Below are 20,233 nucleotides of genomic sequence, written 5' to 3' on the forward strand. Positions count from 1 at the left end.
AACGCCTGCTGAAACGTCACAGCGACAAAGACGGTGGCTCCTGAGGCCCAGAAAAACCATCTGTATCAGCCATGTGCGTATTGAACAAGCCAAAAAAGACTAGGCTTCCCCGGATCCTCGGTGAGGCACGCGAAATCCGTGATGACGGGCACGAGTCCGCCGCGCAGCCACAACGGAAGCTGATCCCGGTGGTGTGTGCCTCCCGGGACGCCGTTGGCGCCCAGGGGCACGGCCCAGAGGCTGTTCTCGCGGTGGGCGAGGTCCCAGACATACCGGGCGGACGGTCCACGGGAGCTGAGATCGGTCACGCCGGGCGTGCTCGACGTGGCCAGCACACAGTCGTGGTCTCCACCGGGGCCCTCGGCCGCCGCGGCGGGCCCGTCGATGATGACCGGCCCGCGCTCCGTCTCGACCACGTCGATCTCGACCGGGTCGCCGCCCGCGACCAGGATGGTCTCCCGGTGGTGGACGGCCGGCCGCCATCCCGAAGGCCCCAGCGCCTCGACACCGTCGCCCGACGGGCGCAGGCGCTCCCGGTAGAGGTCGTGGTAGTCGGACATGGCGTTGGTGATGGCCCAGGCCACGGTCCCGGTGTGGCCGAAGTGGGCGATGCCGGGCACCCCGGGGACGGCGAAGCCGACGACGTCGTACTCCGGGCAGGAGAGGTGTATCTGCTGATAGAAGCCCGGGTCCTGGATGACTCGGTGGGGGTCGCCCGCGATGAGCGCGGCTCCGGACGCGGTGCGGTCGCCCGACACCAGCCAGCCGTTCGAGCCCGCGGTGCCGGGACCGTCCGCGGCGAAGAGTTCGAGGGCTTCGTCACCGAGTCGGCGTGCCACCTCCTCGCGCCACAGCTTGGTCGGGAACCCCGCGAAGAGGATGTGGTGGGCGAGCCAGACACCGAGGGGTGTCCACCGTTCCCAGGGCTCCGGGACGACCCCGGCGGCGGCGAACTCGGGCGCGCGGGCCGCTCCCCGTTCGAGGCCGGCGTTCACCCCGTCGACGTACGCCGACACCCAGGCCGCCGTCTCCTCCTCCAGCGTGCCGAAGCAGCGCCTGGCCGTGTCGTCGAGCCGGGCCCGGCGGACGAAACGGTCCCAGGGGACGGCGGCCACGCCGAGGAAGGAGGCCGTGGTGCCCCGCGAGCGATGTCTTTCGGCCTCGATCTGCCAGGCCCGGTCGTGCGCCGCGTTCTTCCCCTGGGCGAAGGCCAGTCGCAGCGGATCGGAGGCTCGCAGATGCGGGATGCCCCACGCGTCCCGGTACGTCCCGCTCACCGTGATCCCCGCTCCTCAAGCTCCTGGTACGCGGCCGAATCCGGCCACCTGACGATCCACCAACTCACCCACCCATCAAGTTAGCTTAGGCTAAGCTAACTTCCCTGAATCGGGCTCGGCGCACACGCCATCAGGGAGGAGTCCGCCCATGGGCTTGCCGGTCATCAACTCCTATCCCATGCCTGGCCGTTCCGCGGTCCCGCCCTCGGGTCCGCCCTGGGCGATCGATCCGGCACGGGCCGTCCTGCTGATCCACGACATGCAGAACCACTTCGTCCAGGCCTTCCCGCCGGACTGCTCCCCCGTCGTGGAACTGCTCGACAACATCACCACGCTGCGCGAGCTCGCGGGCTCCCTCGGCATGCCGATCGTGTTCAGCGCCGAGCCGGCCGCCCAACGTCCCGGCCAGCGAGGGCTGATGACCGACATCTGGGGCCCGGGCATCGACCAGGAGCCCGGCGACGACGCGGCGATCACCGCGGAGCTCACGCCCAGAGTGGGGGAACACCTGCTGGTCAACGTCCGCCACAACGCCTTTCTCCGCAGTCACCTGGGGCGGCTGCTGCGCTCCGAGGGGCGCGACCAACTGATCCTGTGCGGGGTGCGGGCGCATCTCGGCATACTGCTGACAGCGGCGGACGCCTTCATGCACGACATCCAGCCGTTCGTCGTGGCCGACGCGGTGGCCGACTTCTCCGCCGAGGACCACTCCCTGGCCCTGCGGTGGATCGGGCGCACCAGCGTCGTGTGCACCACCAACCAGCTGATCCGCCAGCTGCTGCACGGCAGGGCGTCGCAGAGCATTTGACTCCAGCACAGAGCCTGTGACGCCCTAACCGAAGCGGGCGGTTCACGCGCAAGGGCGCCCCGGATAGTCGTCGCTCTCCGGCACGCCCGCCTCGCGCATCCTGCGCACGACCTCGTCCCGCACGGTGTCGTCGTCGATGTCCACGAGGCAGTTGGTGTCCCGGTCGAACACCAGGATGTCTCCGACGGTGTCCCAGAGCACCCACCGGTGCGGGTACGGCGATCCCTGCCACAGGTACGCGTACAGGGCGTTGTCGTGATCCGTCCGCGTACTCACAGTGCGCTCTCCTCGGTCTCCAGGCCGTCGACGAATGTCGCGACCACGTCGATGTCGCCGATGCGCGAGGTGTCGACACTCCTCGGGTCGTCGACCAGGACCACCAGGTCGGCGCGTTTCCCAGGGGTCAGGCTCCCCGCAATGTCCTCCCAGTGGCAGGCGAAGGCACCGGCCACGGTGTACGCGCGCAGGGCCTCGTCGACCGTGACGCCCTCGTCCGGTCCGATCACCCGCCCCGACACGGAGGCGCGCTCGACCATGAACTGGACGGCCCTGAGCGGCGATCCGTCCGTGACGGGCCGGTCGGAGCTGCCCACGAGCGTGACGCCGTGCTCCAGGAAGCCCCTCCCCCGGTACAGCCAGGGCGCCCGCTCCTGCCCCATGATCGCCGCGTAGTCGTCGCCGAAGTACCGCAGGAAGTTCGGCTGGATCACGGCCATCACGCCCAGCCGCGCGAAGCGGTCCAGCTGGTCGGGCCGGATCAGGCCCGCGTGCTCGATGCGGTGCCGGGCGCCCGGGCGCGGCCGGATCCGCTGCGCCCGCTCCAGGGCGTCCAGGGCGACATCGGCCGCACGGTCGCCGATGGCGTGCACGGCGAGCTGCCAGCCCGCCAGATGACCGTCGACGATGGTGTCGGCGAGGGTCTCCGGGTCGTCCTGCAACTGCCCCGCGTGGTCGAGTCCTTGGTACGGGCCGGTCAGCGCGGCGGTGCGGGCCATCATGCCGCCGTCGGTGTAGATCTTCAGCGCGCCCACGGAGAGCCGGTCGTCGCCGAAACCGGTGCGCAGCCCGAGGTCGAGGGCGCGGGGAATGCCGTCGTCCTCGTGCGCGGTGACCGGGCGCAGCCGGTCGGCGGACACCATGAGCTGGACCCTGAGTGGCAACCTGCCCTGTTCCTGGGCGAGTTGATAGGCGCCGAGCTCGACCGGGCTGTGGCCGAACAGTGCGCCACCGATGCCCGCCTCGGCGCAGGCCGTCACTCCCTCGGCCAGACAGGTCCGGGCGGCCAGTCCGATCGCGTCGGCCAACTCCTGCTGGGAGTACGGGAGTCGAAGCGCCCGCGCGGCTCCCATGGCGCCCTCGGCGAGGAAGCCCTCCTCGTGCGGGAGTCCGGCGGGCAGCAGGTCCAGGACGGCCGTGTTGACCATACAGCCGTGTCCGGAGTCGTGCATCATGAACACTTTGCGTCCGGCGCTGACCTTGTCCAGCTCGGCGGCGGTCAGATGGCGTCCGAGACCGCGCTGGTCGTACCCCGCGAGGTCCGCCCAGCCCCCTTCCGGCGTACGCGCCACCGCTTCGGCCACGGCGGCGAGCACGTCCTCGACCGACACGCACGGGGCCACGCTCGGCGTGCCCGCCCTGAAACCGGTCCAGGCCAGGTGCACATGGCTGTCGATGAACCCGGGCAGCACGGTGGCGCCCTGGAGGTCGACGACCCTGCGGGCGGGCAACGAGGTCACCTCCTCGTCCAGGCCCACGATCCGGCCCCGCCAGATGCCCAGGTCATGGGCGACGGGATGGTCCGGATCCATGGTGAGGAAACGGGCGTTCGTCAGTCTGGTGCAGAGCATCAGCGGTGTCCCCCCGGAGTGTCGGCAGGGTCACGCGTCCATGGACGCCGCGAGGGAGCGGGGGCGCAGATCGGTCCAGTGAGCCTCGATGAAGTCCAGGCATGCCTCTCGGGTGTTCTCCTCGAAGGCGATCGTCCACCCCCCGGGCACCTCGGCGAAGGACGGCCAGAGTGAGTGCTGGCCCTCGTCGTTCACCAGGACCAGGAAACGGCCTTCGGTGTCGTCGAAAGGGTTGGTGCTCATGTTCGGTGGCCCTTTCAGGAGGTGCATCGGGGATGGAATCGGAGATGGAGAGGAACGCCATGATTAGGTTAGGCTCGCCTAATTAAAAGCGAGCTTAGCCTTTTCCCCTTCCCTCTCACAAGGAGACGTTCATGTGCCTGGTGATCGAACGGGTCCGGCCATGACCGATCCCGCGACCGGCCTCGCGGCCGACCGGGAGAACGCCTTCGTCGCGTTCGGACTGCCCGGCAAACCCGGCACCGACGAGTTCTGGGCGGCGGCGAGGCCACCTGCGTCGGTCCCTGCCGACAGCGGTGGCTGGGTGACCCTGTTCCTGTGGCGCGGCTCTGAGGCGACCATCGAGTTCGAGAGCTGGTCGGAGCCGGTCCCCCTGCGCCGATGGGGCGACACGGACTGCTGGTACGCCGAGGTGCGCATGCCCGCGCGGCTGCGGGTGACCTACCGGTTCCTCGCCGGCGACGCGGCGTACGCCGACCCGTTCAACCCGGTCGGTGCGGGCGGCGACCGGTCCATCGCCGCGACCCCGGACGCCCCGGCCCAGCCCCACTGGCCCGTCATCGGCGCAGGCACCGACGTCGTACTGCCCCTCCCCCGCACCCGGCTCCGCTGGACCAGTGAACGGCTCGGCGGGCGGCGCACCGTACGGGTCCATCCGGCGGGCGGCGGCGGACCGGTGGTCCTGCTGCTCGACGGGGACGACTGGCTGTACCTGCACCCGGCCATGACCGCGTTCGACTCGGCCGTCGCCAGTGGTGAGATGCCCCCCGTCACCCTCGTCTTCCTTCCGAGCAAGGACAGGGAGGCCGAGTTCGCGTGCAGGCCCGAGCTCTGGGAGGCGGTCCGGAACGAACTGCTGCCGCTGGTGGCGGAGTCCGACGTCTCGTCCGACCCGGACCGGCTGGTGGTCGCCGGGCAGAGCCTCGGCGGGCTGAGCGCGGTGTACGCGGCGCTGGAGTTCCCGGAGCTGGTGTCGCGCGTGGCCTGCCAGTCGGGGTCGTTCTGGTGGACGCCGGACGCCATGGGCCTGGCCGACCCGTTGGGCGGCCCGCTCGGCGGATCCATCGCCGGGCGACTGCGGGACCGTAGGCCCGAACTGTCCGGGCTACGGCTCGCGTTCGACGTGGGGGAACACGAGACGCGGATGGTGCCGCACTGTGAGCCGGTTGAGGCCCTGGCCGCGGAGGCAGGCGCGGCCGTGCGGGTTTCGCGGTCGCCCGCGGGGCACGATCGGGCGGGTTGGCGGCACGCCCTGCTCAGGGATGTGGCCTGGGCCCTCGCGTAAGCGCTCCGCGGGGAGCGGCGTGATTGTCTGCGGGTCCGGTGGGGGCTGGTCGCGCCCACGCGGCGGAGCCGCACATCGACACAGCCCCGCGCCCCTAAAGGACTGCGCCGTTCCCCGCGCCCCTAACGGAGCGCGTCTCGCCCGGGAAGCTCAGCAGCTCACCTCGCCACCGCCGAGCAGTAAGCCTCGTTCTTGGCCAGGAGGTTGCGGTGGGTGTCTTCTGCTGTGATGACGCCGTCGTCCAGTACGAGGACACGGTCGGCGGCGTCCAGGAGTGCCGGGCTGCTGGTGAGCACGACAGTGGTGCGGCCCCGGCGCAGTTTCGCGATGTTGCGGGCGATGAGCTGTTCGGTGACCGCGTCGACGGCTGTCGTCGGATCGTGCAGGACGAGGACGTCGGTGTCGGCGGCCAGCGCGCGGGCCAGCGACAGCCGTTGGCGCTGCCCACCTGAGAGGTTCGCGCCGCGGTCGCGGACGCCGTATTCGAGTCCCTCTCGGTGCAGTGCGACGACGTCGGTCAGCAGGGACGCCTCGACGGCCTCGGGGACTGTCCGGCTGGTGCCCGACGGGTCGATGTTCGTGCGGAGGGTGCCCGCGAAGATCTCCCCGTCGTACGGGTTCACCAGCATGTGCTCACGCACCGCCTCGACCGACAGGTCCGCCAGCTCCTGCCCGCCGACCCGCACCGCTCCCTCGTACGCCCCTGGCGGGACGTTCACGGCCAGGACCGACGCGAGGTCGGCCGCCGAGCGGGGCTGGTAGATGGCGATCGCCACGAACTCGCCTGCGGGCACCTGGAACTTCACCTCGCGCAGGGTCCCGTATCGGACGCAGTCGATCTCAAGGGATCCGTCCGCGGCCGGGCGTTCCGGGCCCGGGGTCGTCACCGGTGGGGCGGTCAGCACCAGCGCCATCCGCTCGGCGGACGCGCGCGCGATCATCACGTACTTCGGCATCTCCGAGAACAGTTTGAGCGGTTCCATGATGAACTGCGCCAGGCCCACGGCCATGACGAGTTCCCCGATGGTGATGCGGCCTTCGAACGCGAGCCAGCCCGCCGTCAGGGTCACGGCGGCGGCGAGGACCGCGTTGAGGGCCAGCGCGGTGCCCGCGTAGACGCCGTTCACCTTGGCGACGGTGATCGCCTGGTGCTTCGCCTCCGTGCTGACCTTCCGGTAGGACCGGAAGGCCGCGTGGTTGCCGCCGAAGCCGTGCAGCGGGCGGAGGCCGATGATGAGGTCGGCGACCTTCGCTCCGGCCCGCGCGACCCGGGCCTGCTGTTCCTGGGTACTGGCGCCGATCCGCTTGGACATCACGCTCAGGATGGACAGGATCGCGACGGTTCCGACGATCACCAGCAGGCCGAGCCGGATGTCGGCCAGGCCCAGCGCGACCGCCGCGACCACCACGGCGACCAGCGAGCTGATCAGCAGCGGGACCACCTCGATGATGTCGGCGGTCTGGTCGGCGTCCTCGGTGGCGATGGTGAGGATCTCGCCGGACTTGAGGTCGACGTCCCTGGCCACCGGCTGGAGCCCGCAGGCCGCGACCCGCACCCGCCAGCGGTGTGCCTCGGTCGTGTTGGCCTTCTGCAGGACGCGCATCCCGAACCGCCACGACAGCGAAACCGTCGTGATGATCACGGCCAGCGCGCCGATCGACAGGCCGAGCGCGCCGAGGCTCCGGTCGCCTTGCATCGTGTGTTCGACGATCAGGCCGAGCGCGATGGGAAAGGCCGTCTCACCCGCTTGGTACAGGCCCATGAGGACGGTGCCCCAGACCATGGCGCCGATGTTGCGACGCAGTGCGGTACGGAGGATGTCGGACCCCGGGCGGGGCCGCTGCGTGTCAGGAGTTGTCATCGAGATGGTGGGCAATCGCTTCCGGGGTTCGCAGGGTGAACAGATCTCGGATGGTGATCACAGGACCGTACTCCCGGCGGAGCAGCCCGATCAGCCGCACCGCCAGCATGGAGTGCCCTCCCAGGGACACGAAGTCGCTCACCGCGCTCACCTCGTCGTCGTCCAGGTCCAGTGCCTCGGCGAAGAACTCGCACACCGTGGTCTCGGTCTCGGTCTCCGGTCCGCGCTCCCCCGCCGTGGTCAGCGCGCCCAGCGGCTTGGCCTCCGGCAGCGCCTTGGTGTCAGCCTTCCCGTTCACCGTCAGCGGGATGCTGTCGACCTCGGCGTAGTGCGTCGGGCGCAGGAAGTCCGGGAGCCCGGCGCCCACTTCGGCGGCGACCGCCGCCAGGTCGGAGCCGTCGAGCACGAGGTAGGCGGCCAGCCGGTACGCCCCGTCGACCTGTGGGTCGGGCTGGGCGACCGCGGCGACGAACCGCACGGCCGGGTGGGCCGCGAACAGGGCCTCGACCTCGCCCAGTTCGACCCGGTGTCCCCGGATCTTGACCTGCTGGTCGGTGCGGCCCAGGTACATGAGGTTGCCGTCGGACCGCCGGACCACCAGGTCCCCGGTGCGGTACATGCGCTCGCCGGGTTCGCCGAACGGGCAGGCGACGAAGCGGTGCGCGGTCTGGGCGGGCTGCCCGAGATAGCCGCGCGCGATGCCGATGCCCGACACGTACAGCTCACCGGGAACTCCGTCCGGCAGCGGGCGCAGCCACGGATCCAGTACGTACACGTCGGTGTTGTCGATCGCCACGCCCACCACCGGGTCCTGGCATTCGAAGGTGCCGACGCCGAGGGTGTTGATCGTGTACTCGGTGGGCCCGTACAGGTTGTAGCCGACGGTCCCCTCGGTCTCGGCGAGCCGCTGCCAAAGCGTCGGGGTGACGGCCTCGCCGCCCAGCAGCACGAGTGCCGGCCGTCGTTCCGGGTTGGCCAACAGGCCCTCGGCGACCAGCTGTTGCGCGTAGGTCGGGGTCACGTTGATGACGTCGATGCCGTATTCGAGGCAGTACTCGACCAACCGGGGCGCGTCGCGCCGCAGTTCCTCGTCGCAGATGTGCACCTCGTGGCCGTCGGCGAGCCACAGCAGCTCCTCCCACGACATGTCGAAGGCGAACGACACGGTGTGCGCGATCCGGAAGACCCGGTGGTCGTGCTCCGCCAACACCGGCTCGAAGATACGGCGCTGATGGTTGATCAGCATGTTGGTGAGCCCGGCGTACTCGGTCACCACGCCCTTGGGCTTCCCGGTCGATCCAGAGGTGTAGATCGTGTACGCGGGGTGCCGCAGGCGGTCCGGGTCGTCCGGGGCGAACGTCAGATACGGCTCGGCCTCGGGCAGGGGTTGGTCCAGTTCGATCAGGTCGCCGGTCAGCCGGGGCGAGACGGCACTCACGGTGAGGATCACGTCCGGTCGGGCGTCCTCGACGATCGCTGCGATCCGCTCGTCCGGGTGGTCCAGTTCCAGCGGCACGTACGCGGCACCGGCGCGCAGCACGGCGAACAGCGCCACGATCGAGTCGAGGGAGCGCGGGACCGCGAGACCCACGGTCGTCTCGGGGCCGATGCCGCGCTGAGCGAGCACACCCGCCACCGCGCGGCTGCGGTCCCGGAGCCCCGCGAAGGTCATGGTCTCGCCATGGGCGACGAGCGCCACCCGCTGCGGGTCGCGGTCCGCCGCCCGGTCGAACCGGTCGACCACGGTGTCCGTGCCGACGTCCGTGCGTTCGGCGGGCTCGGGCTCCGCCCCCAGGCCCCGTAGCGCGCCCACCGGTCCGGTCGACCGGGCCAGGTCTTCGAGCACGCGCAGGTAGTCGTCGAGGAGACGGCGGGCGCTGTCGGCGTCGCCGTAGCGGTGCTCCAGCTTGACCGTGAGCCGGTCGCCGGGCGTGACGACCCAGGTGAACGGATAGTGGGTGGAGTCGTCGGCCTTCACCGAGGTGATGCCGTGCCGGGCGTTCATCTCGGCGAACGCGTCCATGTCCAGGAAGTTCTGGAGCACGAACAGGTTGTCGAACAGGGTGTCGTGCCCGCTGGCCCGCTGGATCTCGCCGAGGCCGAGGTGCTCGTGCTCCATGGCCTCGACCCTGGCTGTCTGTACGGCCGACAGGTACTCGCCGACCGTGTCGTCCGGCCGCGCCCGCGTCCACATGGGCACGGTGTTGAGCAGCACGCCGACGATGTCGGACAGCCCCTCGCCCTCCCGGCCGGAGACGGTCACGCCGAACACGGCGTCACTTCGGCCCGTGTGGGCGCCGAGGAGGAGGCCGAACGCGCCGGTCAGCACCGAGTTCAGCGTGACGCCGTGCGTCCTGGCCGCTTCCCTCAGCAGTTCCGACTGCCCGTCGGACATCTGGTGCACGAGCGCCCGTGGCAGGTCGTCCGAAAGGGACGGTGCGGGTCCGGCGAGCAGCGTCGGGCCCGGGATGCCTGCCAGGTGCTCCGCCCAGAAGCGTTCCGATACGGCGGGGTCCTTGGCGTCGAGCGCCCGGGCGTACTCCTCGAAGCTCGACGTGGCCGGGGCCGTGGCCTCCAACTCGCCCGCGACGGCGGCCTGATAGGCGTCGAACAGGTCCCGCAGCATGATCTCGCGGGACCAGCCGTCCCAGAGCAGCAGGTGGTAGCTCAGCAGCAGGCCGTCGCGGCCGTCGGGCAGCCGCACCACGGTCAGCCGGATCAGCGGCGGCTCACCCGGGTCGAATCCCGTGTCCCGGTCCCGCGCGCGCAGGGCCTCGACCTCCGCGTCCGTCGCCAACTCGACCGTACGGACGTCGACCCGTCGGCCCGCCTTGAGGACCTGCACCGGGTTCCCGTCGTCGTCGGTGGAGAAGCCGGCGCCCACCACCGGGTGGCGCCCGATCACGTACGCCATGGCCTCGGCCAGTGCGTCGGTGTCCAGGCGCCGGTCGAAGGTGAACCAGCTCTGCGCGACGTAGTGTCCGGCCGAGCCCGCCATCTGGGCCTGGAAGAACAGGCCCCGCTGGAGCGGAGTGACCGGTGCCGTGCGCTCGGCCGTCGCGGAGGCGTCCGCGATGTGCTTCAGCGCGCCGAGCCAGTGGTCGGTGATCTCGTCGGGTACGCCCTCGGCGAGGGTGAACTCCGCGTGCAGGCTTCCGGTGGCCTCGTCGATCCAGGCGTTGACCTCGACGGCGTACGGGCTGCCCTGGTCGCCGCCGGTGATGTGCAGCGCCTGGGACTCGCTGCCCCGGCCGAGGTAGTTGAACAGCACCTGCGGGCGGGCGGACAGGAGCGGGGCCGTCTGCGGGTTGAGGTACCTGAGTTGGCCGTAGGCGACGTGCCCATGCTCGTCCGGCTGGCGTTCGGCGAGCTCGCGCGCCGCCGCGACGGGGTCGGTGTGCGCCGTGAGCCGCACGGGCGCGATGGAGGTGAACCAACCGACCGTGCGGGTGTAGTCGTGGTGGTCGAGCGCCGGGACCCGGCCGTGCCGCTCCAGTTCGACCGCGAGGTCGGTGGGTGACGACTGGATGTGTGTCAGCGCGGTGCGCAGGGCGCCGCACAGCATCTCGGTGAGACCGACACCGAGTGCGGCGGGCGCGGTGCGCGTCACGCGGTCGCTCACTTCGGGTGCGAGTACGACCGTGATCTCGCGCAACCTCTCGACCGCGGGCAGCAGTTCGGGCGTCTGGAGCGTGGTGACCCAGTGTCCGAGGCCGTCGATCGCCGAGGTGGCCTGAAGCGTCAGTGCTTCGGCGTACTCGGCGTAGGACGTGGTCGGCGGTGCCAGGGGCGCCCCGCTCAGGGCGGCGGCCAGGTCGTCGAGGACGATCAGCCAGGACACCGAGTCGACGGCGAGGTGGTGCACGGTGACGACCAGGGTCCGGCTCGCCGCCAGCCACGTGAACGCGATGACGTTCCCGGACTCGGGATCGAGTCGTCCGGCGGCTTCGTTCGCCGCGGTCGTCGCGTCGGTCGCGTCCGTCTCCACGACGGTGACCTCGCGGGCGGGTTCGGTACGCAGCGCCCACACCCCGTGCTCGGCGCGCAGCCGCAGGCGGAGGGCCGGGTGCGCGGCGACGACGGCGTTCGCGGCGCGCTCGACATCGGCGAAACCGGTGCCCTCGGGGACCACGAGCGTCCTCGCCTGGGCGAACCGGGCGAGGGATCCGCCCAGTTCCCGCTGGCGCAGGATGATCGGCGTCGGTGTCAGCGGGCCGTCCTCGCGGCGAGCGGGTGTCGAGTCCGTCGCCGTGGCCTGCGGGGGGCGCGTGCCCACGTGCTCGGCGAGCGCGCGCGGTGTCCTGAACAGGAACACGTCCCGGGGTGCGATCTGGAGGCCGAGCGCCCGGGCCCGGTTGATCACGGTGATGGCGACGATGCTGTCGCCTCCGGCCGTGAAGAAGTCGGTGTCGGCGTCCACGGTGTCTGCGGCGGGGCCGGGTAGCGCTTCCGCGAAGATGCCGATCAGCTCGGCGAGCGTGGAATTGCTGTCTGCGAGTGCGTCGTGGCTGGTCGCGCCACGCGGCGGAGCCGCATATCGATGCAGCCCCGCGCCCCTATGGGGCGTACCCGCCCGCTCTGCCAAAGCCTTGCGGTCCAGCTTGCCGTTGACCGTCAACGGCAGCGCGTCGACCGACAGCACCCGCCCCGGCACCATGTGCACGGGCAGCTTCGCGGACAGGAGGCCGGTGAGGTCGCCGGGCACCGAACCCACGACGTGCGCGACCAGGTGGTCGCCGCTGTCCGCCACGGTGACGGCCGCGTCGACCACGCCGCCGAGTTCCCTGATCGCCGACTCCACCTCGGCCAACTCGATCCGGAAGCCCTTGAGTTGGACCTGGTCGTCGGCACGCCCGGTGAACTCCAGCTCGCCGTCGAGCGTGCGGCGGGCGAGGTCGCCCGTGTGGTACATGCGGGAGCCGTCGTCCGCGAACGGGTTCGCCACGAAACGGCCCGCGGTGAGCCCCGGCCTGCCCAGGTAGCCGAGGGACACCTGGTCGCCGGCGACGTAGATGGCACCCACCCGGCCCGGCGGCACCGGACGGAGCCGGTCGTCGAGCAGGTAGGTGGCCAGGCCGGGAATCGGACCGCCGATCGGGCTGACGTCGTCGCCCAGGTCGAAGTCCTCGTCGGTCAGCACCCGGTGGGTGACGTGGACGGTGGTCTCGGTGATGCCGTACATGTTCACCAACTCGGGCGAGCCGGTGCCGTGCCGCTCGACCCAGCCGCGCAGCCGTCCGAGGTCCAGCGCCTCGCCTCCGAAGACGATCCGGCGCAGTGCGGTGACCGGCTCGTCGGCGTGCCGGTCGGCCTCGATGAACTGGTAGAACGCCGATGGGGTCTGGTTGAGCACGGTCACTCCGCGCTCCCGGACCAGCCGGTGGAAGTCGACCGGGGAGCGGGTCAGCCCGTACTCCGGCACCAGCAGCTCACCGCCGTGCGCCAGGGCGCCCCACAACTCCCAGACCGCGAAGTCGAAGGAGAAGGAGTGGAACTGGACCCACACGTCGGACGAGCCGAAGTCCATGTCGGGCCGGGTGTTCGCGAGCAGCGTCACCACGCTGGAGTGCGGGACGACGACTCCCTTGGGCCGGCCGGTCGACCCGGACGTGTAGATCACGTACGCGGGGTCGTGCCAACTGACCGCCGGACCCGGCTCGTTGGGGCCCTGCGCCTGCCCATCTCCCTGCGCCTGCTCATCGCCCCTCGGCAGCTCGTCTCCCTGCACGAGCACGCGGGCCGACACGCCCGCCCGGGTCAGCAGTTCCGTGAAGCGTTCCCGCTGTTCGTGGTCCACGAGAACCACCTGCGGGGCGGCGTCGGTGAGGATGTACTCCAGGCGTTCGTCCGGGTACGCCAGGTCCAGCGGCACGTACGCGCCGCCCGCGCCGACGATCGCGACCAGGGCGACGACCTGCTCAAGGGAACGCGGGACGGCGACGGCGACCCGTTTGCCGGGCCCGACCCCGGCGGCACGCAGCACGGCGGCCAACTCGTTCTTCGCGTCCGCCAGTTCGCCGTACGTCAGTGACCGGGTACCGCCGTCGAGACCGCACTGCGTGACGGCGGTGGCGGCCGGGTCCCGGTGTGCGGCGGCGTCGAACAGTCCGCCCAGGGTGGTCGGAGTGATGCGCGCGGGCTGCCGGGTGTCCTCGGGTGCCAGGTCGTCGACCAGGGCGTCGGGCCGGGAGAGCAGGTCGGTGAGGGTCCGGGTGAACGTGCGAAGAATCGCCTGGGCGCTCGCCTCCCGCATCAGTTCGCCGTCGTAGATCAGGTTGAAGCGCGGACGACCGTCGAGTGCGCGCTCCACCACCAGCGTCAACGGGTAGTGCGGGGCGCCCTCGTTCACGATGTCGGCGATGACCAGATCGTCGTCGGGCCCCCGCAGCGCGTCCACGTCGGTCGCCACGTCGAACACCACCAGGGTGTCGAACAGGGAACCGGCGCCGGCCTGGCGGCCGATCCTCGCCAGCGAGACATGCTGGTGCGGCAGCACCGCGCCCTGGTGTTCGCGCACCGAGGTGAGCAGGTCGCGTGCCGTGGTGGTCTCGGCCCAACGGGCGCGTACGGGGATCGTGTTGATGAACAGACCCACCATGTTCTCGATGCCGGGCACCTCCGCGTCGCGCCCGGACACCGTGGAGCCGAACACGACGTCCCTGCCGTGCAGGATGCCGCCCAGCGTCAGCGCCCAGGCGCTGTGCACGGCCGCGCTCAGCGGCACCCCGGCCGACCGGACGGCCGCGTCGATGTCGTCCGCCGCCTCCACGGCGGTGTCGGCGAACCGGTCGGAGGGGGTGTGCCCCTCGGCGACGAGCGAGGGGCCGGGCAGCTCGGCGAGTTGCTCCTGCCAGACCCGGTCGCTCTCGTCGTCGTCACGTCCGGCGAGCCGGCGCACGTAGTCGGGGAAGCCGCCGATCGCGTACACGGTCCCCGGCGCGTGGTATTCGGCCAGCAACGCGCGGAGCATCGGCGGCACGGACCAGCCGTCGGCGATGATGTGGTGCACGGTCTGCACCAGGACGCTGCGGCCGGAGCCCGCGCGAATGAGTGTGTAGCGCATCAGCGGTCCTGTGGCCAGGTCGAACCCGGCCCGGCGGTCCCGTTCGGCGTGGTCGCGTATCTCGTCGTCGGTGATGCCTGGGCGGTCCAGTGTGGTGAACGGCGCCTCCACACCGCTGTCCAGTACGGAGACCACGCGGCCGTCGGCGAGGGCCACGAACCGTGCGGCCAGGTTCGGGTACAGCGTGAGCAGGCGGGAGGCCGCCGCCGCGAGCCGGTCGGCGTCCACCTCGCCGTCCAGCGTGAGCAGTTGCTGCTCGACGTAGCTGCCCGCCGAGTCGTCGTCGAAGACCGAGTGGAAGTACAGGCCCTCCTGCAAGGGGGTCAGCGGCAGGATGTCCCGCAGCTCCGGGCCGTCCAAGACGTCGACGTCAGCCTGTGTCAGGGGCACCAGGCCGAAGTCGCTGGGGGTGTGGCCGCCCTGGTCGAGCGCGGCCAGTCCGGCCAGGGCCACCCGGAAGTACGCGCCGAGCGTCGTGATGTCCTCGTCGGTGAACATCCCGTCGGGCCAGGAGATGGTGGTGACCAGTTCGTACTCGCCGGTCGAGGCGGCGGGTTCGGCGATCGCGTTGAACTCCAGGGCGCGCGGCAGGCGCATCCTCGGGTCGCGCTTCTCGCCCAACTGGCCCGTGGTGCCCGCGAGTTGCCAGTCGCCGGACGAGCCCGCGTCGAAGCGGCCCAGGTAGTTGAAGAGCACCTGCGGTGCGGGCGCGTCGAACTCGCTCTGGGCCAGGTAGCGCAGGGCGCCATAGGAGACGCCGTTGTCCGGCACCCGGGCGAGGTCCTCCTTGACCGCCTTGAGTGCGGCGGCCAGGTACTCGGGTGCGGTGAGGTCGCTCGCCGCGCCGGGGTCCACGGTCACCGGAAAGAGCGTGGTGAACCAGCCCACGGTCCGGGACAGTTCGGGTTCGAAACCGGCGGTGCCCGCCACGAACTGTCCTTCGCGGCCGTGGCCTTCGAGTTCGATGTGCGCGAACGTCTGGTCCTGCCCGAGGTCGCGGCGCCACCGGGCAAGGGTGACGGCGAGCGCGGTCAGCAGCACGTCGTTGACGCCCGCGTGGAACTTCGCGGGGATCTCGCCCAGCAGCGCGGCCGTGACCTCGGGTCCGACGGAGACGGTCCGGAGCCGTTCGCCTGCGACGGTGTCGGCCTCGGACAGCGGGCGCCTGCCCAGCGGTTCGTCCGCTCCCGGCAGGGGCCGCCGGAAGTAGGCACTGTCCGCGTCGAAGGCCGCGCGCTCCAGCAACTGCGTCCAGCGCCGGAACGACGTGCCTACCGGCGGCAGGTCGATCGGCGCGCCCGAGGAGAACTGCCGCCACGCCGTGGCCAGGTCCTCCATCAGGACCCGCCAGGACACACCGTCGATCACCACGTGATGGGCTACCAGGACCAGTTGGCGTGCCTCGCGCCGCCAGACGACACGCAGCATCGCGCCGCCCGCAGGGTCAAGGCCGTCGGTGGCGAGCGCAACGCACTCGTCGAGCGGCCGGTCGCTCTCCTGCCACCCGGGGGCGGCCCGTTCCGCCTCCGGTATGGCGAAGCTCCAGCGGTCGCCGCGCACCAGCTCGGCGCGCAGCATGTCGTGGCGGCCGACCACGGCGGCGAGGATCTCGTCGAGGGCGTCGGCGGTCAGGTCGGCCGGGGTGTTCAGCACCACCGACTGGACGAAGCCGTCGATCGCGTCCGTGGTCTCGCCGAGCCACTGCACGATGGGCGATCCCACGACGGCACCGGTCGCGGCATCCGCGTGGTCAACGGTGGAGACGTCCTCACGGCTCGCGACCGCCGACAGTGCCCCCACCACGGTGTGGGTGAAGATCTGCCGTGTCGTGACGTAGAGACCCGCGTCGCGCAGCGCGCTCAGCAGCGAGATCGCCAGGATGCTGTCGCCGCCGAGTTGGAAGAAGTCCTGGTCGACACCGACCTCGTCCAGTTGCAGCAGCGCCGCGATCGCCGCGCACACCACGCGCTCGTTCTCGGTGGTGGGCGGGACGATCGAGCCCGTCCCGATGGTGGGCTCCGGCAGCGCGTTCCGGTCGAGCTTGCCGTTCGCGGTGAGCGGGAACTCCTTCAGCACGACGACATGGGCGGGCACCATGTACTCGACCATGTGCTCGGCGGCCCACGCCTTGACCTCGTCCGCCCGCAGGTTCTCGCTGCCGGCGGCCGGGATCACGTACCCCGCGAGGTAGGTGCCGCCCGCCGCGTTCTTCTTCGCGACGACGCAGGTGTGCCGTACGCCGGGGTGTTCGGCGAGACCGACCTCGACGTCCTCGATCTCCAGGCGCATACCGCGGATCTTGATCTGGTTGTCGGCCCGGCCGAGGAAGTCCAGCGATCCGTCCGGGGCGAACCTCGCGAGGTCACCGGTCCGGTACAGCCGGGATCCGTCCCCGGCGAAGGGGTTCGCGACGAACCGGGAGGCCGTCAGGCCGGGCGCGTTGACGTAGCCGCGCCCCAGGAGGAACCCGCCGACGTACAGTTCGCCGCCGACTCCCACCGGGACCGGGCGCAGTTCGTCGTCCAGCACGTACAACTGGGTGTTGGGGTTGGCCTTGCCGATCGACGTCGACAGGCGTTCCGCCGCACCCCGGTAGATGACGTGCGAGACGCCGATCGTCGTCTCGGCCGGGCCGTAGCCGTGGTACATGGGGATGTCGAGCCGGGTGCGGAACCGCTCGTACAGCTCCGGGGTCAGCACCTCACCGCCGCACCACACGTGCCGCAGGCTGTCCAGGTCTCCGGAGTCGCCCGCGATCTCCAGGAGTACGTCCAGCATGGACGACACCAAGTAGGTGAAGGTGACGCGGTGTTCGGCGATGACGCCCAGCAGGTGGTGCGGGTCGCGTTCGCCACCGGGCCGCAGGACCACCAGCCTGCCGCCGGACACCAGCGGCAGGAAGATCTCGTTGATGGAGATGTCGAAGGACAACGGCGCCTTGAACAGCGACGCGTCGTCGTGGCCGAAGCCGAGGATCTCGTCGACCTGCCACAACAGGCGCTCGCTGATGGCTTCGTGACGGATCATCGCGCCCTTGGGCCGTCCGGTCGAACCGGACGTGAAGATCACGTACGCCAGGGCGTCGCCGGGAACGGCGATCCCGGTCCCCCCGGAGGGGTGGGAACCGAACCGCCAGTCGTCGAGGTCGACGGCCACGGCTTCCGGTTCGGCCGGGTCGTGCTCGCCCGAGTCGTTGAGTTGTACGACGACCCGGGCGTCCTCGATGACGACGGCTCGGCGCGCCGCGGGCCACTGCGGATCGAGCGGCACGAACGCGCACCCGGCCTGGAGCACGCCGAGCAGCCCGATCACCATGTCGGCGGAGCGGCCCAGCGAGATGCCGACGACCTGTTCGGCGGTCAGCCCGCGTTCGATCAGCTGGTGGGCCAACTGGCTGGAGAGTTCGGCCGCCTGACGGTAGGTCAGCGACCGGTGCTCGTCGACGATGGCAACGGCGTCCGGCCTGGTACGCGCCTGCTCGCGGAACATCTCCAGCATGGTCGGGCGGACCCGGTCGGCCTCGGTGTCGTTCCACTCGGCCAGGGCCTCGATCCGCGCGGCCACGCCGGACGGGCCGATGGTGCCGATGGGCCGGTCCGGGAAGTCGGCCAGGTCGTCGAGCGCGAGCTGTGCGTCGGACTGCATGGCGCCTGGCGGGACGGCGATGCTCCAGCCCTCTCCACCGGGCCCCGAAGAACCGCCGGGCTCCGCAGAACCGCTAGCGTCCGAACCGCCGACCGAGCCGAGGATCTCCGAACTGCCGGGTCCGTCCCCGCCGTTGTCGACCCACGCGAGGACGTCGGCGAACAGCGTGCCGGGGGTGAGGTCGATGCCTTCGGGACTTTGGCCCGTCGCCCAGTACGACAGCCCGATGGCGCACGCCTCGGCGATGGTCCGGTCGGAGAAGTCGCCGGTCCGCCTGCGTACGTCGGCCAGGCGCGTGGGAGAAAGCAGTACGAGACGAGTGCTCGGTTGCATCATCGAAGACTCAGCGTCCCTTCCAGGTAATGAAAGTTAGCCTAACCTAAATTAGGGTTACCTAACTGCCTTCGCGCCAGGCCCGCCACAGTCGTGCGTAGCGGCCGCCCAGAGCCACCAACTCCGCGTGAGTTCCCTGCTCCACGACGCGTCCCGCGTCCAGCACGGCGATCCGGTCCGCCACCATCGCCTGGGTCAGCCGGTGCGCCACGAACAGCGTGGTCCGGCCCGCGCACGCGGCCAGCACGGCTCGCTCCAGCTCGGCGGCGCCCTCGCTGCCCGCCTCCGCGGTCGACTCGTCGAGCACCACCACCGGTGCCCGGCCCAGCACGAGGCGGGCCAGCGCGATCTGGGCCACCTTGGTGACGTCCAGGCGCTCGCCGCCCTCGCCGACCAGGGTGTTCAGCCCGTCGGACAGCGCGTCGACCCACCCGTCGGCGCCGACCGTGCGCAACGCGTCCATCAGTTCGGCGTCGGTCGCTTCCGGCGCGGCCAGCCGCAGATCGTCGGCGAGCGGACCGGAGAACACATGCGTCTCCTGCGTCAGGATGCTTACCAGGGCCCGTGCCCCGGCCTCGTCCAGACCGGCGAGGTCGGTCGAGCCGACGCGCACCGACCCGGCCTGCGGGGTCCCTATGCCGGCGATCAGCGCGGCCAGGGTCGACTTGCCCGCGCCCGTCGCCCCCACCAGCGCGAGTGAAGCGCCGGCCGGGATCGTCAGGTCGACCTCCCGCAGGACCGGCTCCTCGGTGTCGGGATAGCTGAACGTCAGCCCCTCCACCGTCACTTGATAGGACACGGCGTCCGCCGGCGCGACGGCCTCGTCGCCCACCAGCCGGTCCTCCGCGTCCTCGCCCAGCACCCCGACCAGCCGGGTCAGACTGGCGCCCGACTTCTGCGCCTCGTCGAAGGTGAACATGATGGCGCCCAGCGGGGTGAACAGCCGGTGGAACATCAGCGGGGCCGCCGACACCTCGCCCAGGCTGGCGGCATCGGCCTCCAACAGGGCGTATCCCACCACGATGATCAGGACGAGGCCGATGAACTCGGCGCGGTTCTCCCTGCCGACGAATCGGCCGAAGAACCGGAACACCTCGATGCCGAGCTCGCGCACCCGCCACGACTCGCTGGTGACCTTCTCGCGGACGGCGCCCTCAAGGCGGTACGCCCGGACCGTGTCGATCCCGTTCAGGCCACTGATCAACGCCTGGGCACGGTCGGCCTGGGCAACCCGCTGCTTCCGGTAGAGCGGGGCGGACCGCGGGAGGTACCAGCGCAGGGCGAGCGCGTACGCGGGCAGCGCGCCGGCGCCCGCCAGGCCGAGCCGCCAGTCGAGGCCGAACATGCCGACCGTGGCGATGACGACCAGCACGCCCGCCGAGAACACCGTGGGGATGGCCGTCCGGATGCCCTTGGAGATCACGGCGACGTCGTCACCGACCCGGGACAGCACGTCTCCCCGGCCGACCTGCTCGATCCGTTCGCTCGGCATCCCGAGCACCGCCCGGACGGCGCCTTCGCGCAGCCGCGCGAGCAGATCCGCGCCCAGCCGCCCGATCAGGTAGGTCGACATCGCGGTGGCCGCCGCGCCGAGCAGCGCCGCGGCCACCATCAACACCCCGACCTGGACCAGGACCGAGCGCGACTCACCCTCGACCACCCCGTCGACCACCCGGCCGAGCAGGAGCACCGGGAGCACCTGGAGCGCCGCCCCCGTCACTGTGGTGAGCACGGTGGCGAGGGTCAGCCATGGCACTTCGCGGCAGTGTGCCGCGACCCATCGGGTGGCCTCGCCTCCGGTCGCCGTGCGCAGAGTTGCCGGGGCGACGCGTGTGTCGGTACTGCTCACACCAGGACCAGGTCATGCCGGGGA

The 20,233-nt window shown here is 71.0% G+C and carries 9 protein-coding genes; 2 read left to right on the forward strand and 7 right to left on the reverse strand.

Features of this window, described 5'->3' with window-relative positions; translation table 11 throughout:
• Window positions 1–65 precede the first annotated feature (65 nt).
• Complete coding sequence (locus OHA11_RS04315; RefSeq protein WP_266506936.1) at window positions 66–1,283, reverse strand: penicillin acylase family protein; 1,218 nt, start codon at window positions 1,281–1,283, stop codon at window positions 66–68.
• A 142-nt stretch (window positions 1,284–1,425) separates the two neighbouring features.
• Between OHA11_RS04315 and OHA11_RS04320 the strand changes: the two genes are divergently transcribed.
• Window positions 1,426–2,085 carry an isochorismatase family protein gene (locus OHA11_RS04320; protein WP_266492093.1) on the forward strand — a complete coding sequence of 220 codons (660 nt, stop codon included), beginning with the start codon at window positions 1,426–1,428 and terminating at the stop codon, window positions 2,083–2,085.
• A gap of 42 nt (window positions 2,086–2,127) precedes the next feature.
• On the opposite strand, the gene OHA11_RS04325 is transcribed toward OHA11_RS04320, so the two are convergent.
• The 3 genes from OHA11_RS04325 to OHA11_RS04335 are packed head-to-tail and all read right to left on the reverse strand — an operon-like array spanning window position 2,128 to window position 4,175.
• Window positions 2,128–2,361, reverse strand: a complete 234-nt coding sequence (locus tag OHA11_RS04325; RefSeq protein WP_266492094.1) for a hypothetical protein — start codon at window positions 2,359–2,361, stop codon at window positions 2,128–2,130.
• Complete coding sequence (locus OHA11_RS04330; RefSeq protein WP_266492096.1) at window positions 2,358–3,932, reverse strand: amidohydrolase; 1,575 nt, start codon at window positions 3,930–3,932, stop codon at window positions 2,358–2,360. The genes OHA11_RS04325 and OHA11_RS04330 overlap by 4 nt, the downstream gene beginning before the upstream one ends.
• A gap of 30 nt (window positions 3,933–3,962) precedes the next feature.
• Window positions 3,963–4,175, reverse strand: coding sequence for an MbtH family protein (locus tag OHA11_RS04335; RefSeq protein WP_266492099.1), 213 nt, complete (start codon window positions 4,173–4,175; stop codon window positions 3,963–3,965).
• A 160-nt stretch (window positions 4,176–4,335) separates the two neighbouring features.
• Between OHA11_RS04335 and OHA11_RS04340 the strand changes: the two genes are divergently transcribed.
• On the forward strand, window positions 4,336–5,457 hold the full coding sequence (locus tag OHA11_RS04340; protein ID WP_266492103.1) for an alpha/beta hydrolase-fold protein: 1,122 nt from the start codon (window positions 4,336–4,338) through the stop codon (window positions 5,455–5,457).
• Between the two features lie 158 nt (window positions 5,458–5,615).
• Here OHA11_RS04340 and OHA11_RS04345 read toward each other — a convergent pair whose 3' ends face one another.
• The 3 genes from OHA11_RS04345 to OHA11_RS04355 are packed head-to-tail and all read right to left on the reverse strand — an operon-like array spanning window position 5,616 to window position 20,209.
• Complete coding sequence (locus OHA11_RS04345; protein ID WP_266492106.1) at window positions 5,616–7,319, reverse strand: ABC transporter ATP-binding protein; 1,704 nt, start codon at window positions 7,317–7,319, stop codon at window positions 5,616–5,618.
• Window positions 7,306–18,363, reverse strand: a complete 11,058-nt coding sequence (locus OHA11_RS04350) for a non-ribosomal peptide synthetase (RefSeq protein WP_266492107.1) — start codon at window positions 18,361–18,363, stop codon at window positions 7,306–7,308. Before OHA11_RS04350 ends, OHA11_RS04345 begins: the two co-directional genes overlap by 14 nt.
• A 58-nt stretch (window positions 18,364–18,421) precedes the next feature.
• Window positions 18,422–20,209, reverse strand: a complete 1,788-nt coding sequence (locus tag OHA11_RS04355) for an ABC transporter ATP-binding protein (protein WP_266492110.1) — start codon at window positions 20,207–20,209, stop codon at window positions 18,422–18,424.
• Window positions 20,210–20,233: the final 24 nt, after the last annotated feature.

Origin of the sequence: Streptomyces sp. NBC_00878, from assembly GCF_026341515.1 — a bacterium.
Classification (GTDB): Bacteria; Actinomycetota; Actinomycetes; order Streptomycetales; family Streptomycetaceae; genus Streptomyces.

Excerpts from the sequence above, each read along its gene's own strand:
- OHA11_RS04320 (WP_266492093.1), top strand. The coding sequence starts at position 1,426 with ATGGGCTTGCCGGTCATCAACTCCTATCCCATGCCTGGCCGTTCCGCG.
- OHA11_RS04330 (WP_266492096.1), bottom strand. The coding sequence starts at position 3,932 with ATGCTCTGCACCAGACTGACGAACGCCCGTTTCCTCACCATGGATCCG.
- OHA11_RS04335 (WP_266492099.1), bottom strand. The coding sequence starts at position 4,175 with ATGAGCACCAACCCTTTCGACGACACCGAAGGCCGTTTCCTGGTCCTG.
- OHA11_RS04340 (WP_266492103.1), top strand. The coding sequence starts at position 4,336 with ATGACCGATCCCGCGACCGGCCTCGCGGCCGACCGGGAGAACGCCTTC.
- OHA11_RS04345 (WP_266492106.1), bottom strand. The coding sequence starts at position 7,319 with ATGACAACTCCTGACACGCAGCGGCCCCGCCCGGGGTCCGACATCCTC.
- OHA11_RS04350 (WP_266492107.1), bottom strand. The coding sequence starts at position 18,363 with ATGATGCAACCGAGCACTCGTCTCGTACTGCTTTCTCCCACGCGCCTG.